We start from the raw sequence: 15610 nt of genomic DNA on the forward strand, positions 1-15610 counted from the left end.
CGTGCACCGCCGCGCAAGCAAGGCCGAGCGGCGGACAAAATCGGCGAGAACGGTCCGGTCGAAATCGGTGCGGCGGTATTCCGGGTGCGATTGCAAACCGAAACAGAACCCGTCCATCAGACCTTAAAAAGCTTCGATTATCCTGTCGGGCGAGCCGGCAGCGATGCGGAAATCACTGGATCCGACCAGGGCATGCCGGTGCAGGCTGTTACCTCTGGCCTCGCGGCTGACGCCCCTCTCACACATCCGCAGGCCATCGAGCCGGGTAAGGGATCGATGGCCTGCGTCTGGTGTCGCAATAGGCGGCTTTTCAGCTTCAATAGCCCGTCGGCGTTACTTCTTCACCAGCGGGCATTTTGACAGTGACAGCGGCTGGAATGCCTTATCCGCCGGAATGGTGGCCAGCAGCTTGTAATAATCCCACGGCCCCTTCGATTCGGATGGCTTCTTGACCTCGAACAGATACATGTCGTGGACCATGCGACCGTCCTCACGGATCTTGCCATTCTTGTAGAATACATCGTTGATGGTGATTTCACGCATCTTCGCCATAACTTCTTCGGTGCTGTCGGTGCCTGCCGCCTGCACCGCCTTCAGATAGTGCAGCACCGAGGAATAGGTGCCGGTCTGCAGCATGTTCGGCATGGCGCCCACGGTGGCAAAGAAACGCTGTGACCATTTCCGCGTTTCGTCATTCAGATCCCAGTAGGATGCCTCGGTAATTGTCAGGCCCTGGGCTTCCTTGAGGCCGAGGCCATGCACATCGTTGATGAAGCCGGCAAGGGCGGCGAGCTTGTGACCGCTCTGAGTCAGACCGAATTCAGAAGCCTGCTTGATCGAGTTGATCGTATCGCCGCCGGCATTGGCCAGGGCGATGACCTTCGGCTTCGAGTTTTGCGCCGTCAGCAGGGCGGACGAGAAATCTGCCGTGCCTACTGGATGCCGGGTGTTGCCAAGAACCTTGCCGCCGAGACTGGTGACGACGGCGCTGAGGTCGCTTTCCAGGCTATGGCCGAAGGCGTAGTCGGCGGTTACGAAATACCAGGTGTTGAAGCCTTGCTCCACCAGGGCGCGCCCAGTGCTCTGCGCGATGGCATAGGTATCATAGGCCCAATGCACCGCATAAGGCCCACAGGCATCGTTGGTGATCCGGATCGACCCAGGCGAACTAAGGGTAAGAATTTTCTTCTTTTCCTTGGCTATTTCCAGCACCGCAAGAGCCGGTGAGGAGGAGGCGACATCAAGGATGGCATCCACCTTCTCGGTGTCAAACCACTTGCGGGCGATGGCGCCGCCGATGTCGGGTTTGTTTTGGTGGTCCGCGTAGACCAGTTCAATCGGCATGCCGAGAACCTTGCCGCCGAATTCATCAATGGCCATCTGTGCGGCCGCCACCGCGCCCTTGCCGGTAATATCGGCATAGACACCAGACATATCCTCGATCACACCGACCTTGATGATGCCATCAGAGACTTTGGTGTTTTGTGCGAAAGCGGTATGCGCGCATAGAACTACGGTAGTGGCGAGCAGTGCCGCTGCAGCCTGGTTAGATATCTTCATGTTTGTCCTCCCATTGAAGTGGTTCTTGGTTTCCAGTGCCGGCCTATTTTTGTGTTCCCTTGCTTGCAAAGGCAGCAAGGCCGCGTTTGGCGTCCATGCTGGTGAAGGTGCGTTGGCCGAGCGCAGCCTCCTGGCGAAAAGCTTCGGCGAGCGGCAGGTCTGGCAGTGTTAGTGCCGCTTGCTTGATTGTCTGGATTGCTCCTGGACTTAATGCGGCGATTTTTTCGGCTATTTCAATGGCAAGTGATTCGACTTGATCTGCATCGCACACCTGATTGACGACGCCTCTGGCCAGCATGTCCTGTGCTGAGAATCTCTCCGCTGTCAGCATGATTTCCATGGCATGGGCATAACCGATCTGCCGAACCAGCCGTACCAGCGTGCCGCCAGCGGGCACGAAACCATGCTTCGGCTCCGGTAGCTGGAAAATTGCCGTATGCGCGGCGATGCGGATATCAGTTGCCAACATGATCTCGAAACCGCCACCCATGCAAAGGCCGCGGATGGCGCTGACAACGGGCTTGTAGAAGCCGGGAAACTTGATATGCGCCGGATCCCAGGCCGAGATATCGATCCGGTCGGAAGCCAGCGCCGGAATCGATTCCGTCAGATCAGCACCGACACAAAAGGCGCGATCACCTGCACCAGCAAGCACCACGACGCGAATCTCACTGTCGTCATTGACGGCATGAAACGCGCTGCCGAGCTCGTCATACATCGCAAGCGTCAGCGCATTCAGTTTGTCTGGCCGGTTGATCCGGATTGTCGCTATGTGTCCATTCTTTATCAGATCGATAGACATCAGATCGCTCCCGATGCCTTGAGCTGCTCGAATTCGGCAGGCGTCACGCCAGCAAGGCAGGAAAGCACCAGGGCGTTATGCTCGCCTGGCGCAGGAGCTTTTTCGAATGTCATGCCGGGGGCATGGGAAAGCTTGATCGGCTGGCCGAACATGCCGATCAGCTTGCCGGCGACAGGCACGTTAACGATCATGTTGCGCGCCGCGATATGGGGGTCTTCCACCACTTCGGCGATATTCTTGATGGCGCTGAGCGGGACTTTGTCGCCAGCCATGGCTTCAAGCTCGGCCTTCGTGTACTTGCCGAACCAACCTTCCAGAAGTGGCTTAACAATGCTTTCTGCCACCACCGGGTCGAAACGCTTTTCCATCGTATCGATTGCCGGGTCGGCAGCCTTTTCAGGATCGCCGAACAAGCTGCAGGTGATTGCCCAGAATTTGTCGGTATAGCCGCCGAAGAAGACATAGCCATCCTTGCAGCGGAATTGCCCATAGGGCCGCACAAAGGGATGATCGTTGCCGAGGGGCGAGGCGATTTCCTGCTTGGCGGTGTAGCGCACGACAGCATTCTCGGTGAGGGTGAGCACCGAATCCTGCTGCGAAACATCGACCACCTGGCCGATACCGGTCTTTTCTGCCTGCCGCAGCGCGGCAAGCGTACCGATGGCGGCATAGAGCGACGCGGCAAGATCGCCAATGATGGTGCCGACGCGCACCGGCGGCATATCTGGATAGCCGTTCATCGACCAGAGGCCACCGGCGGCCTGGCCGGTATTGTCGTAGGCTGGTTTGGACGAGTTGGGCCCGGTACGGCCGAACCCGCTGATCGCGGTATAGACCAGCCTGGGATTGATCTTCTGCAGCACCTCATAGCCGAGCCCAAGCTTATCCATCGTCCCGGGCCGGAAATTCTCGACCAGGATATCGGTGCGGCGGACCAGTTTTTTCAGCAATTCCCTGGCTTCATTGGATTTGAAGTTCAGGGTGATGCCGAGTTTGTTGCGGTTATACTGGGCGAAGAAAGCGCTCAACTGTTCGTCATCGATGCCGGCGAAAGGCGGGAAAGTCCTCGCGTAATCCGGGTCGTCCGGATGCTCAACCTTGATCACGGTGGCGCCCAGGTCGGCCAGCAGCATCGAGCAGAATGGGCCGGCAACCACTCGCGTGATGTCGAGCACTGTCAATCCCTTTAGCGGGCCGGCCCGTTCCTCCAGGCCAGTATTATGTTTTCCTGCGCTCATGTTTCTCTCCCATTTTCGCAACAGCTCTGCAGACAACATGGTTGTCAGGAGTTATCGCGGCGCAAGAGGGTGAAGACCGGAATTTTTTGCGCTGATACCGGCCGGCCGCGATTTGGCGGCATTGGTCAACTTCAGACTTTCTCCCGGCGCATGGATTCCAGCATTTCTTTGGCGCGATCGACGCGCACGTCGTGATTGGCGGCCAAGGCGGCAGCGATCTTTTCGATCTCGTCGCCGCTGGCACCGGCAACGATGGCGATGTTCCTGGCATGCAGCGCCATATGGCCCTTCTGGATTCCTTCCGTCGCCAGGGCGCGGAGAGCACCCATATTCTGTGCCAGGCCTACCGCAACGGCCACTTCAGCCAGCTCCTGGGCGGTTTCCACATTCAGGATCTTCAGGGCGGCGCGGGCGGCGGGATGGGTCTTGGTGGCGCCGCCTACCAGGCCAAGTGCCATCGGCATCTCAATCGTGCCGACGAGATTGCCAGCGCGGTTGATTTCCCAGTGCGTCAGCGAAGTATAGCGGCCGGACCGAGAGGCCCAGACATGGGCGCCGGCTTCGATGGCACGCCAGTCATTGCCGGTGGCCACAACAATCGGATCAATGCCGTTCATGATGCCTTTGTTATGGGTCGCCGCCCGGTAGGGATCCACCAGGGCGAAGGCGCAGGCCTCGACAATGCCGCCAGCGATGCGCTCGCCGGAATACTCCTCGGTCTTCAATGCTTCGGGTGTGATGGTAGCCATGGCGCGGGCGATGCGCAGATCGGCGAAATTCGACAGGATGCGCAGGCGGACTTCGCCACCGGTGATCTTCTCCACCAGAGGCGCGACGGTTTCCGCCATGGTATTGACCGTGTTGGCACCCATGGCATCGCGTACATCGACAATGAGATGGGCCACCACCATTGGGCCAACGGGGGTATCCTCGAAAATATGCACCTCGACATCGCGACAGCCGCCACCAAGTGAGATCAGTACTTTGTCCTTGGCATTCGCCGCAGCGATGATCTCCGCCCGTTCCCGCAACAATTTGGCGCGCGCGCCATATGGATCGGTGACGCCGAGCACCTGGATCTGTGCCCGCATGATCGGGCCGGTGCTGGAGGTCTGGAAGCCGCCGCATTTGCGGATGATGCGGGCCATGTAGGAAGCGGCGGCCACCACCGAGGGTTCCTCGACTGCCATTGGCACCAGATAGTCACGGCCGTTGATGGTGAAATTGGTGGCGACGGCAATCGGCAATTCAAACGTGCCGATCACATTCTCGATCATGCCATTCGCCAACGTGAGGGGCAGTGCGCCGGCGGCGAAGGCGTTTTTCTCGCTCTCGCCGAGGGCGGCGGCGACGGCTACCTGCTCCAACCGCTCTGTCGGCGTCAGATTGCGCAGATTCTCCAAACGGGAATTAACGACATGGCGGTTAACGCCACTGCCCAGTCCTGCCACGGTCGAATCTCCCTAACCAAATCCATTGTGTTTTTTTCACATATTCATTTTCTGGCTGGGTATGTAAGGGACGGTTTGAAGATATTGTCTCAAACTGTACCCATTCCATCTCATCGACCATGAGGTGCTTGACCCCAATATTTTCCCTGTAATTTAGTATTTAAGCTCTGAGTTATGGATATTGATGAAGCGCGAGGCCACATCGGACATCATGCGGGTGGACAGTTTAGGTAATTCTTTGCAACTGTACCCATGCATGAAGGGAGGGTGGTTTGGCTGGGGCAGGTGAGTTTAACAAGCGCGACACTTTGGTGGGTGAACTGGCCGCCAAGCTGCGTGATCAGATTGTGTCTGGCGTATTGGCCGAGGGCAGCCGCTTGCCATCGATCCGAAAGGCGGTGGTGAAATTCTCTGTTTCGAAAAATACTGTCGTCGAAGCCTATGACCGGTTGGTGTTAGCCAATCTCGTCGCCGCAAAGCCAGGCTCCGGCTTCGTTGTCATCTACCGCGGCGAGGCCGAGAATCTGAAGCCGAAGCATGTTGCTGAAGCGGTCGATATCGCCTCGCTTCTGAGCGCCCAGCTTTCACAGAGCTTTGAAATCCGGGTTGGCGATGGCAGGCCGCCTGCCTCCTGGACCGAGCAATCGGAAATCAAGCGGCATTTGAGCGGCATTGGCCGCATGCTGCCGGCAGATGCCGATGCCTATGGCTCCGCACTCGGCTATTTTCCGCTGCGCCAACAGATCGCCCAGCGCCTCCGTGGCCAGCAAGTGCAGGTTGGAGAAGAAGGCCTTCTCCTGACCTTTGGTGCCAATCACGCACTCGATCTCATTATCCGCGCGATGCTGATGCCGGGTGATACCGTTTTGGTGGATGAGCCAGGCTACTATCCGCTCTTCGCGAAACTGGCGCTGGCGCAGGTGCGAATGGTTGGTATCCGGCGTCTGCCGGATGGACCGGATGTCGACGATCTGCTCGCAAAAATTCAGTCCGAGCGGCCCAAGCTGTTCTTCACCCAATCTCTGGGTCACAATCCGACCGGTGGCTCAATCACCCTGCCGGTTGCTCATGCTGTTCTCAAGATCGCGACGCAGTTCAACCTCCTGATCGTCGAAGACGATCCGTTTGTTGACCTACCGACCATCGCCAAAAGCAGATTGGCGACACTGGATCAGCTCAACAACGTCATCATGGTCGGCACTTTCTCCAAGACGCTTTCCGCTAGTCTGCGGTCCGGTTTCATCGCTGCCCGCAGCGACCGCATCGCGGCGCTGGCGGAACTCAAGATGCTGACCACCGTGAACAGTTCCGGCCATGTCGAGCGCCTGATCCACCGCCTGCTTGTCGAGGGTCATTATGATCGCCATCTGAAGCGGCTGGGGCAGCGTACGGAAGTCGCGTTGGCTGGCGTGCAGGAGAATCTGCTGCGGGCCGGTCAGCGGATATATTCCCAGAGCAATGGTGGCTATTACCTTTATCTGATGCTGCCAGAGGGCATCGACGATATGGAGTTTGCCCGGCAGGGTGCCAGGCAAAGCATCTTCATCGCTCCGGGCAGCTTGTTCTGCCTCGATAAAAACAATCACCTGGCGCGCGGCATTCGGATAAATGTCTCACGTGCCGATAATACGAAATTCTATGAATTCCTTTCCCGGCATAGCAGCTAGCGCTGCAGGGCAATGTAAGCATTCGCATCACCTCTTAAAGTTGCCGTCTGCGCGAGGATGCATCCCTGTTCAATATTGATCTTGGCTGCCTTGCAAAATGTCCGAAGCGGTTATGTGCAAAACAGCAAAAATCCCGAAATCTAGCGTGATGCTGGCTTGTCATGACTGCCATCGATTGCTTCAAGGTTATGGCCCGTATGGCTTGGGAGCCGGCATCGACAACAAAGCGCCTTTGGGAGGGACAAAATGTTGAAATTTACTGGCTATGTGGCCGCGGCGGTCGTTTCGGCGCTGTGCATGGCGTCGCCCGTTCGGGCCGATGAGGCTTATCCACGCCTGAACTTCACCTATGCTCACATGGTTGCCGCCAACAATGCGCTGGCGAAGTTCGATGTGCGCTGGATGGAAATCGTCGAGCAGCGCAGCGGCGGCAGGATCAAGTTCAAAGTGTTCTGGTCCGGCGCCATGGGTGGGCCGACGGAGATTCCGGATCTTGTGGGCTCCGGCTCGGTGGATTTCGGCTCCACTGCATTGGGCTATCTGCCGAGCCAGTTCCCGCTTTCCGGCGTGGTTGGCAACATGCAGCGCACATTCGCCACGCCAACGGATGCGCGTCAGGCCTCGATGGAGATCTTCTCGCTGCCGCCGGTACAGGCGGAGCTGACCAAGGCCAACATCGTTATCCTCAACACTACCACGGCGAATCCCTACAACCTGACCTGTACGAAGCCGATCAAGACCATGGACGAGCTGAAGGGCAAGCGGATCCGTGCCAACGGCAAGTACCCGCCGATTTTCTTCAACACCTTCGGCGCCAGCCCGCAGACCATCGCTTTCGCTGAAATGTATGAAGGCCTGGAAAAAGGCCTGATTGATTGCGCCTGGATGTCGCATGATTTCGCCATTTCCTCGAAACTGAACGAAGTGGCAAAGTTCGCTATTGACCTCAATCTCGGGGCTGTGCCGGCTACCCAGTTGCTAGTAAATCGTAAGAAGTTTGTTGGTTTGCCGAAGAAGGTGCAGGAGTTGCTGATGTCGGCGGCAGAGCAGAGCAGTGTCGACGAAGCGAAGTATCTTGCCGAGGTGATGACCAACACCATCAAGGTTGACATGCCAGCCAAGGGCATGACCTATGTTCATTTCGAGGATGAGAAGAAGTTCGTTGCTGCCGAACCGAACATGCCAAAAATATGGGAAAAGGATATTGCGGCACAGGGGCAGCCCGAAGCCGCTAAGGCAATTGCCGATATTCTGCAAAAATATCGCGCCAAGCTGGTCAACTAAGCCTGTTCTTCAGGCAACGGAAAAGGAGGCATCCTACGGATGCCTCCTTTTTTCATTTCAGTTTGGCAGATTTCAGGGCGGCAGCTAGGCTAGTTGCGCGTCGATGATGCCCTGCTGGTTTTCCTGTAGAGGCTTGCGCCGGATTTTCTGGGTCTCGGTGCGCGGGATCGCGGCAACGAATTGCAAGTAGCGAGGCAACATGTATTTCGGCACCCGGGTTGCCAGAAAATCGCGCAGTTCCTTAATGGGGAAGGGGGTATCTGCCACCACGCAGACCTTGATTTCCTCCTCCAGGATCGGATCCGGCACCGCCACTGCGGCCACATCGCGTACCTTGCTAAAGGCCAGAATCAGTTCTTCCAAGGCAGTAGGCGAGATATTTTCGCCGCCCTTTCGGATGATTTCTTTGCTACGACCGAGGAAATAGAGGAAGCCATCTTCGTCGAAACGGCCGAGATCGCCGCTGTGAAACCATAAATTCCGCGATGCCTCCTGGGAGGCAGCCGGGTTGTTCCAGTATTCCAGCAGGATGCGGAAAGGTTCGCGGGGGCGCATCACGATTTCCCCAGGTTTGCCATGCGACACCGGATTGTCTTGTCCATCCACCAGCATCAGTTCGATGTCGTCGCGCACCTTGCCACAAGAGCCAAAGCGGTAATGTGCGACGGAGTTTGAACTGGCCCAGCCGGCGGTTTCCGACATGCCATAGAGCTCGAACGGCGTGACTCCGAACCGATCCTGCATCCTGTGCCATATTTCTGGCGAGCAGCCACCACCGACACAGCGAGTGACGCGGTGATTCCTGTCGCCGTCGGGCAGTTTGGCCGCAATCATCGCCAGCACAGAACCGACATAGGTGAACATAGTGGCGTCGAACTGCCGCGCCTCATCGAACACCCGGCTGGCCGAGAAGCGTTTGCGGATGATGATGGTGCAGCCGGTTTCCAACGCAGTCATCACGGCATAAATCTGCGGGTTGGCATGAAACAGCGGCAGCATCACCATGATGCGGTCGTCCATTGTGATATTCAGGGATTCGGCTAGCCGCCGGCCGCTCTCCAAGTAAGCGGTGTGGCAGTTTAGCACGCCCTTTGGCGCCCCCGTGGTGCCGGAGGTATAGACAATGGTGATCGGATCGCTACCAAGACCGGCATAGATCTCATCCTCGGACTCATTCTGCGTCATGGTTGCGATATCCGCCTCGTCGGCGAAGCGCAGCTTGATGAGCGGCTGGTCTATCTGGTCGATCTCTGCCGCAAGTGTTTTATGCAGCGCCTCTTCGATCAGTAGGAAGCTGGACTGCGATTGCACCAGGGCATAGCGCAGTCCATCGCCGACCAGGCCAACATTGACGGTGACGGCGATGGCGCCGACATTGGCGGCGGCAAACCAAGCAATCAGATAGGCGGCGCGGTTGCCGCAGATCAGGGCAACCCGATCGCCCTTGCGCAGGCCTTGGCGGCGCAGATAGCTGGAGAGGCGGAAGGATTGCCCAGCCAGTTCGGCCCAGCTCCAAGTGCCTTCGTCAGTAACGATAGCGGGGCGGCTGCCATCCCGCTGGGCCCGTTCGGCGAGTTTGACAGCAAGCGTGCTCATGGCGTCGCCTCCTGCCCTGTCGTGGCAAGCTGCGCCAGGCTTTTCGCAATCGTGTTTTTGAGTATCTCTGCGGAACCGCCAGCCACCTCATAAGCCTTGGCATCGCGCAAGTAGCGGCCAAAAGGTGCATTCTCCATGATGCCATAGGCACCACAGATCTGCGCGCACAGACTGGCCACCTGAGTCGCCACGCTGGCCGCCTTGTATTTGGCCTCGCTGCCCCAGCGCGGGATCTGGTGTCCATCGCTCAGCGCCTGGGCGGCGCGATAAACCAGAAGCCGCGCTCCGTCGATCTCGGTCAGCATGTCCGAGAAATACCATTGGATACCCTGGAAATCGATCACCTGCTGCTTGAATGCCCGGCGCCTGCGGGCAAAGTCCAGGGCGCCTTCATAGGCCGCGCGGGCGATGCCGAGCGAAACGGCGCCGGCAAGTGTACGAGAATAGTTCAGTACGCTGACCGCCTGACGCACGCCCTTGCCTTCGATGCCGATCATGTGGTCCGCCGGCACTCGCACATTTTCAAACACAATGTTCATATGTGGGCCATTGCGCAGACCAAACGTGGCGGAATTCTTGCCTTCGTAGCGTGAGACGCCCGGTGTGTCGCCCGGCACTGCGAATACTGTTACACCGACCGGGGTTTCGGCCAGGATGATGTAGAATTCCGCTGCCGTGCCTGACGTGATGAAGTGTTTTTCGCCCTGGATGATCCAGGTATCACCGTCGCGCCGAGCCTTGGTGTCGAGCTGGGTTATGTCGCTGCCGTGGTTTGACTCGGTAAGCGCATAGGCGCTGATCAGGCCGCGGGAGAATTGCGGCAGGAAACGCTGCTTCAGGCTATCCTGTCCGAACAGCCGGATCATGGTCTGTGCCTGATATATGGTGATCAGGCAGATACCAGTGGCGGCACTGGCAAAGGAAATTTCCTCGAGCGCGCAGGCGGCAAAGGGATAGCTGCGACCACCGCCGCCATAGGCAGGTTCCAGCGTCAAGGTGTTGTAGCCCTGTTCCGCCAGAGCCTTGACGATATGCACGGGATAGATGTCGTCGCGGTCGATCCGGTCTGCTTCCGGTGCAATATGTCTGGCGACGAAACGCTTGAGGTCCTGCACGAAGGCATCGTCGACATAGCTGGTCCAGAGGGAATTGTCACCGGCTGCTTGGTTGAGGTCAATCATCCTGCGTTTGCTCCCTTGGCTGCCTCTTGCTGGGGCATGCGGCTTTTCACCATTCTTTTGGCCGTGTATTCCAGCACCGTCTCACCCCGCTGGTTGATGACGGCGTTATGCGTGGTGACGATGCCGCGCCCGGGTTTCGAGGTTGGGCGCGTGTCGCTGACGGTGACGACAACATGGATGGTGTCACCGGCGAGGCATGGAGCCTTCACAGCGATTTCGCCACCGAGATAGGCGATACCGGTATGTTGCAGGGCAGCCTGCATCTGCAGGCCCTCGGCAAAGGCATAGACCATTATCCCGGGTGCTGGCCGCGCTTTGAACGACGAGGCCCGTGCGACATAGTCCAGGTCGGTAAACAACACTTCCACCATGCCGGTGGCATTCACGAAATTGGTGATATCGGCATCGGTAATCGATCGACCGATGGTCCGGAAGCAGCGGCCAAAGGTCCAGTCCTCGAGAAAAAAACCGAGGCCGATATAGCTGGGTTCTGCGTCGACCATGGTTCAGTCGCCGCTATAGACGGCGCCGCGCCGTTCCAGCATGGCGTTCACCGCCTCGGCATGGTCCTTGGTCTGGTGCGCCGCGCCCTGGTAGATGGCGGCCAATTCCAGGCTGGTCTCCAGCGTCGTATTCATACCCTCGCGCATCAGGCGCTTGGATAGGCGCAACTGACGGGGTGGGTGGCGTGCGATACGTACGGCCATTGCGTGGGCGGTTCCCATCAGCTTGTTTTCCGGTACCACGGAGGATACCAAACCCCATCTCAGGGCGGTGGCGGCATCTATCGGATCAGCGGTGAAAGTCATTTCAGCTGCACGCGATAGGCCGATCTGCCGTTGCAGCAGCCAGGAACCGCCATCGCCGGGGATCAGGCCGAGTTGCACAAAATTTTCTGCGAAGCGTGCAGTGGGGCCGGCTATGCGAATATCCGCCATCAGGGCCAGGTCGCAACCGGCGCCATAGGCAGCACCATTCACGGCAGCGATGATCGGCAATTCACACTGCCAGATTGTGCGCGCGAGCTTCTGTACGCTGCGGCGATACTGGTTCATCACAGTGAAAGTGTCGCCGCCGAAAATCGACTGCTTATCGCGGATGTGTTTGATGTTCCCGCCCGAGCAGAAAAACTTGCCGGCACCGGTGAGGATGATGCAACGCACCGAAGCGTCGTTACCCAGGCGGTCGAACTGCTCGATGATACTGGCGCAGAAGGCAGTGTCGGACAGGGCATTGGCCGTATCCGGCATATTCAGGGTGAGCGTAACGATATGCTGGTCCTGTTCGACCAATAATGTTTCCGCCATTGCGGCCCTCCCATACTCCAAGCCTACAGTATGACTTCGGCTTCCCCTGTGATTACCGGCCGGCCATGCTGCGTGGAGCCGTTGATGATGATGACGGTATGGCGCAGGCCATCGCGTTCACCAAGTGAGGCAACATGGCCGGTGAAGCTGAGAGCATCGCCGACCAGCACGGTCGCCAAGAATCTGGCTTTGAACCACCGGATATTGCGTTGTGGCCGCCAGCGGGTGAGCAGCCTGGCCATGCAGGCCATCACCAGCATGCCATGGGCAATCACATCCTCATGCCCCATGGCTCGGGCAATCGCCGGTTCGATATGGATGGCGGTGTGGTCGTGGGAAGCACCCGCGAAGAGCGCCAGGGTTTTGCGCGAGATCGGCGGCAGGGTCAGTTCGGGCAACTGGTAGCCGACATGTATTTTGCTGGTAAGGAGCTGGTTCATGCCGCTGGCTCCGCCTTGATGATCAGGCTGGATTCCATCCGTGCCACCAGTTGATCGAGCTGGTTCACCAGACAGGTCTCGGTGAGCACAAAGAGCAGGGCGCCGGATTTCTTCTCGAAGATATCGACGATCTTTTCGGTGATGGTCAGGTGGTCACCGGCGCATACCGGCTCATGGAACTCAAAGCTCTGTTCGCCATGCAGGGAACGCCCCAGTTCATCCTCGCTCATGTCAAGCACGGTGACATAAGGCATCTCCTCTGCCGAGCCGCGCAGGCAACTGAAGCAGAAAGTGGGCGGTGCCAGGATCGAACGATAGCCGGCGGCCTTCGCCGCCGCCTCGTCAAAATAGACCGGATCAGTTTCGCCAACCACTTTGGAGAAGAAGCGCAACTGACCCTTCTCGACCTCGTAGTGCAGCGGTGGCAGGATGTAGCCGACTTTGCTTCTATCTACCATGGTGGTTCTCGCGGGCAATCATGGTTGCTGCTCCGCCAGCGGTACGGTCACGGCACATTGGTGAGAATGGCGGTGCCGGCGGCAAAGAACATGCCGCCCACGCCCTGCACCATGGATATCTCCACACCATTGACCTGGGCCGGGGCGGTGCCGCGCAATTGCCGGATACCTTCCTGCAAGGCGAACATGCCGTAGCGACCGGGATGGGTATAGCACATGCCGCCACCATTGGTGTTCAGCGGCAGCGATCCACCTGGTGCGGTATGGCCCTCCTTGATGAAATCGCCAGCTTCCCCACGGCCAACAAAACCGATGGCTTCCAGGCCATAGATCGGCAGATGCGCGAAGGCGTCATAAATCATCAAGTGATCGACATCCTCCTTGGTGATACCGGCTTCCTGGAAAGCCTTGCGGCTGGAAACCGAGAACACATCGGCGCGGGTGAAATCGGCCATCTGGCTGATATTGTTCATGCTGACGGTTTCGCCGCCGCCCATATAGTAGATCGGCTTCTGCCGCAGGTCCTTGGCGCGGTCGGAACTGGTCACGATGATGGCACCGCCGGCGTCGGTTACCAGACAGCACATTAGCTTGGTGATCGGATCGGCGATCATGGTGGAGGACAGTACGTCATCCACTGTCACTGGATCGCGCAGATAGGCACGCGGATTCTTAGCAGCCCATTCACGCTGGCGTACATGCGCCCAGGCGAGATGCTCTGGCGTAAGACCGGTTTCATACATGAACCGGCGCACCGGCAGAGTGAACATGGTTGGCGGCATTGTGGCGCCGTATGGCAGTTCAAATTGCCGGTGGTTATCGGTATATTTCATGTCGAGGCCGGTGGTGCCAAGCCGCGAGCGGCCGCTCTCGCCATGGGTGATTAGAATCGTGGTGGCATGGCCGGCCTGGATTGCCGAGACGGCATGGCGCAGATGCAGCATATAGGCACAACCGCCGACATCGGTGGCATCGACCCAGGTTGGCGTGATGCCGAGGGCCGCTGCGATGGTCCAAGGCAGTTCTTCAGCGGAAGCGATGCCGTCGATATCCTTCGGCGTCAGACCAGCATCTTTCATGGCGCGTAGAGCAGCATTGCAATGCAGCTGTACCTGGCTCATGTCATCGACAATACCAATGCGGTCGCTTTCGGCGGCGCCAACGATGGCTACACTATGGCGCGGCATTCAGGCAATCTCCACGGGCTTGAACATCACCAGATTGATATCGTCACTTACCGGTTCGAATACCACTTCCACCGGCATTTCCATGGCGATCGAAGCGGAATCCTGTGGGCAGCCGACAATGTTGGTCAGCATGCGTGGGCCTTCATCGAGCTGTACCACCGCAATGGAATAGGGTGGTGTGAAGCCCGGAGAACGGAAATTTGAGATGATGAAGGTATGAATCCGGCCCTTGCCGGATGCCTTGACGACCTTGATCTTGCCATCGCCACAGGAGGGACAAAAGGGGCGAGGCGGAAAGTAGGTATGCTCGCAGGAATTACATTGCTGCAGCAGCAGTTCCCCTTTTTTCGCCCCCTCCCAGAAATGAGCTGTTTCCGGCGTCGGCACCGGAATTTGGCGCGCTTTGGTCAATACCCTCTCCTCATTTATGCCATTCCACGCCTCTTTGGGCGTTGCTGCAAAGGCTGAGGCATTTTGAGGTCAAAGAGGGTGGTCAAGAATAACGGATATCGACATTCTTATGTTCATTAAAACGCCCATGGAGCGACTTGTGGAATCGCACGCCATGGACGGTTGGCGCGGCGCGGTCAAACTACCATGCCGCCATTCACTTCGAGGATCGAGCCGGTGAGGTAGTCGTTGGCGAGAATATGCGCCGCTGCCATGGCGATATTCTCGATCTGACCAATGCGCCGCAGCGGAATCTGCGCCGCCAACGCTTTGAGGCCTTCCGCTGGCATGGAGCGCAGCAGATCGGTATCGACGGCACCTGGTGCGATCACCATTGAGCGGATGCCATAGCGGCCATATTCCTTAGCCCAGACCCGGCTCATTGCCACCAGACCGGCCTTGGCAGCGGAATAGTTAGTCTGGCCGTAATTGCCACGGAAAGAGCCGGACGAAATATTGACGATGGCGCGGTCGCTGCCATCCCCCGCCAGCATATGAGCGACGGCTTCCCGTGCGCAGAGGAATGCCCCCTTGAGGCAGACATTCATCACCTTGTCAAAATCCTCAAGACTCAGCTTGGACACTACCTTGCCATCGCGGACCTTGACCATCAGGCCATCGCGTATGATGCCGGCATTATTCACCAAGCCATGAATAGCGCCGAAGTCACCAGCGATTTCGGCGAAGCAATTTTCGACAGCTGATTCGTTTGTGATGTCACAGACATAGCCTTTGGCTCGAATGCCGATTCGCGAAACGGTTTCCTCAATCGTTGCTGCGTTTACGTCGATAATGGCGAGCCGGGCGCCATGTTGTGCCAGGTGATAGGCGATGCCCTGGCCGATGCCGCGTCCGCCGCCGGTAACCACTACTACCTTGTCCTGCAATCCCATTGATTTCCGTCCTGCCAGATACCTACGCGGGTCTTCCTGTCGCCCGCTCAGGTCTAGAATAGGAAGCACATGGGATATGGACATAACCAGAACTGC

General features: G+C 58.0%; 15 protein-coding genes. 2 read left to right on the top strand and 13 right to left on the bottom strand.

What is annotated here, in order from left to right; all coding sequences use genetic code 11:
- Positions 1–333: 333 nt before the first annotated feature.
- The 4 genes from V6B08_RS07490 to V6B08_RS07505 form a co-directional block, all read right to left on the bottom strand.
- Positions 334–1560, bottom strand: a complete 1227-nt coding sequence (locus V6B08_RS07490) for an ABC transporter substrate-binding protein (protein WP_341979231.1) — start codon at positions 1558–1560, stop codon at positions 334–336.
- Positions 1561–1603: 43 nt separating this feature from the next.
- Positions 1604–2362, bottom strand: a complete 759-nt coding sequence (locus V6B08_RS07495) for an enoyl-CoA hydratase/isomerase family protein (RefSeq protein ID WP_341979233.1) — start codon at positions 2360–2362, stop codon at positions 1604–1606.
- Positions 2362–3600, bottom strand: coding sequence for a CaiB/BaiF CoA transferase family protein (locus tag V6B08_RS07500; protein ID WP_341979236.1), 1239 nt, complete (start codon positions 3598–3600; stop codon positions 2362–2364). Before V6B08_RS07500 ends, V6B08_RS07495 begins: the two co-directional genes overlap by 1 nt.
- Positions 3601–3731: 131 nt before the next feature.
- Entirely contained in the window at positions 3732–5051 is a 1320-nt protein-coding gene (locus V6B08_RS07505) for a hydroxymethylglutaryl-CoA reductase, degradative (RefSeq protein ID WP_341979238.1), read from the bottom strand.
- A gap of 272 nt (positions 5052–5323) precedes the next feature.
- Here V6B08_RS07505 and V6B08_RS07510 point away from each other — a divergent pair, with 272 nt between their 5' ends.
- Both V6B08_RS07510 and V6B08_RS07515 read left to right on the top strand, forming a co-directional pair.
- The gene (locus tag V6B08_RS07510; protein ID WP_341979240.1) at positions 5324–6718 is read left to right on the top strand and encodes an aminotransferase-like domain-containing protein; all 1395 of its coding nucleotides are present in this window, start codon (positions 5324–5326) and stop codon (positions 6716–6718) included.
- A gap of 246 nt (positions 6719–6964) precedes the next feature.
- Entirely contained in the window at positions 6965–8002 is a 1038-nt protein-coding gene (locus tag V6B08_RS07515) for a TRAP transporter substrate-binding protein (protein ID WP_341979242.1), read from the top strand.
- An 84-nt stretch (positions 8003–8086) separates the two neighbouring features.
- On the opposite strand, the gene V6B08_RS07520 is transcribed toward V6B08_RS07515, so the two are convergent.
- The 9 genes from V6B08_RS07520 to V6B08_RS07560 form a co-directional block, all read right to left on the bottom strand.
- Positions 8087–9598, bottom strand: a complete 1512-nt coding sequence (locus V6B08_RS07520; RefSeq protein WP_341979245.1) for a class I adenylate-forming enzyme family protein — start codon at positions 9596–9598, stop codon at positions 8087–8089.
- Positions 9595–10779, bottom strand: a complete 1185-nt coding sequence (locus V6B08_RS07525) for an acyl-CoA dehydrogenase family protein (RefSeq protein ID WP_341979246.1) — start codon at positions 10777–10779, stop codon at positions 9595–9597. Before V6B08_RS07525 ends, V6B08_RS07520 begins: the two co-directional genes overlap by 4 nt.
- Positions 10776–11282, bottom strand: coding sequence for a MaoC family dehydratase (locus V6B08_RS07530; RefSeq protein ID WP_341979249.1), 507 nt, complete (start codon positions 11280–11282; stop codon positions 10776–10778). Before V6B08_RS07530 ends, V6B08_RS07525 begins: the two co-directional genes overlap by 4 nt.
- A 3-nt stretch (positions 11283–11285) precedes the next feature.
- Positions 11286–12086 carry a crotonase/enoyl-CoA hydratase family protein gene (locus tag V6B08_RS07535; protein ID WP_341979251.1) on the bottom strand — a complete coding sequence of 267 codons (801 nt, stop codon included), beginning with the start codon at positions 12084–12086 and terminating at the stop codon, positions 11286–11288.
- A 23-nt stretch (positions 12087–12109) separates the two neighbouring features.
- Positions 12110–12526 (bottom strand): MaoC/PaaZ C-terminal domain-containing protein, encoded by a 417-nt coding sequence (locus V6B08_RS07540; RefSeq protein WP_341979253.1) that lies wholly within the window; start codon positions 12524–12526, stop codon positions 12110–12112.
- Positions 12523–12984, bottom strand: coding sequence for a MaoC family dehydratase N-terminal domain-containing protein (locus V6B08_RS07545; protein ID WP_341979255.1), 462 nt, complete (start codon positions 12982–12984; stop codon positions 12523–12525). Before V6B08_RS07545 ends, V6B08_RS07540 begins: the two co-directional genes overlap by 4 nt.
- Before the next feature lie 47 nt (positions 12985–13031).
- Positions 13032–14171, bottom strand: a complete 1140-nt coding sequence (locus V6B08_RS07550; RefSeq protein ID WP_341979257.1) for a thiolase C-terminal domain-containing protein — start codon at positions 14169–14171, stop codon at positions 13032–13034.
- The gene (locus V6B08_RS07555) at positions 14172–14582 is read right to left on the bottom strand and encodes a Zn-ribbon domain-containing OB-fold protein (RefSeq protein WP_341979259.1); all 411 of its coding nucleotides are present in this window, start codon (positions 14580–14582) and stop codon (positions 14172–14174) included. It abuts the gene before it with no gap.
- Between the two features lie 176 nt (positions 14583–14758).
- A complete protein-coding gene (locus V6B08_RS07560; RefSeq protein WP_341979261.1) occupies positions 14759–15598 on the bottom strand; it encodes an SDR family oxidoreductase in 840 nt (279 codons plus the stop codon).
- Positions 15599–15610: the final 12 nt, after the last annotated feature.

Source organism: Ferrovibrio sp. MS7, from assembly GCF_038404985.1.
Lineage (GTDB): Bacteria > Pseudomonadota > Alphaproteobacteria > Ferrovibrionales > Ferrovibrionaceae > Ferrovibrio > Ferrovibrio plantarum.